Origin of the sequence: Xenorhabdus innexi, from assembly GCF_002632485.1 — a bacterium.
In the GTDB taxonomy this organism is placed as follows: domain Bacteria; phylum Pseudomonadota; class Gammaproteobacteria; order Enterobacterales; family Enterobacteriaceae; genus Xenorhabdus; species Xenorhabdus innexi.
This window is the reverse complement of sequence record NZ_NIBU01000183.1, coordinates 1-1,141: the sequence shown is the minus strand read 5'-3', so window position 1 is coordinate 1,141 and position 1,141 is coordinate 1. Positions and strand designations below refer to the sequence as shown.

General features: G+C 55.2%; 1 protein-coding gene. It reads left to right on the top strand.

Annotation, left to right across the window (positions count from 1 at the left end; translation table 11 throughout):
- A partial coding sequence (locus Xinn_RS20910; RefSeq protein ID WP_244590291.1) for a ParB family protein occupies positions 1-1,141 on the top strand: 1,141 nt, incomplete at both ends.

Genomic DNA, 1,141 nt, shown 5'->3' with positions numbered 1-1,141 from the left:
AATCTCAGTCTGGGCAATGCTCTGTTACAACAAGGCCGACAGGCCGTCGCCACTCTCAATGACAACCCGCCGATGGCCGAAATGCCGATGGTCCTGACGTTGGATCAACTGCGTCCCAATCCGGATAACCCCCGTACCGGGCGGAATCCGCGTTACGACGATATCAAAGCCTCCATCAAAGCGCGCGGGCTGGATACGGTACCGAAAGTGACCCGGGATCCGCAGGGTGAGGATGTCTATATTTTCAGCGATGGCGGTAACACCCGCTATCAGGTTTTATCTGAACTGTGGCAGGAAACCGGCGATGCGCGTTTCTACCGCATTCACTGCCTGTTTAAACCGTGGCCGGGCCGCTTGCAGTGTGTCATCGGACATCTGGCAGAAAATGAACTGCGGGGCGAGCTGAGTTTTATTGAAAAAGCACTGGGCGTCTGTAAAGCCAGAATGCTTTTTGAAGCACAGAACCAGCAGAAAATCACGCAGGGTGAGCTGTCTGCATTACTGGGGGAAGCCGGTTTTCCTGTCAGCCGCAGTTATATCAGCCGGATGGAAGATACGGTGGAATACCTGTATCCCTGGATGCCGAACCTGCTTAACGCAGGACTGAAGGTACCACAAATCCGTTTGTTACTGGCCTTGCGGCAGGATGCGGAGGCCGTGTGGCTGCAACATGTTGTCAGTGCAACATCAGAGCCTGTCTGTTCCTTTGGTGCGATTTTTGGTGCCTGTTGCCGCAGATTTGATGCACCGGAAACCTGGTCGCCGGAGATGTTCCGGGATGAACTGATTGGCGATTTATTACAGGCATTGTCGCACCCGCAGCTGAATTATGACCGCTGGATACTGGAACTCGATCCGAAGGAAAGTAACCGGCGGCAACTTTTTGGTGAACAGGCAACGGCAGTTAACGCGGTGTCGGAGCAACCTGAAAAGGCAGCACCTGAGAGGGATGATAACGCGGAGAGAACCCGGGCTTCAGACAGGGGATCGGAGCCGGGGATAATTCCGCCCTCCGTGACCCGGTCGGTACAGACACCGGAGACCGTCACTTCCGTACCTGATGAGAAACCGGTGTCGTCTGTGTTTTCCGGGAAAAAACCGGTGCTCCCCGCTCATCAGCCGGATGACTCACCGGAACCGG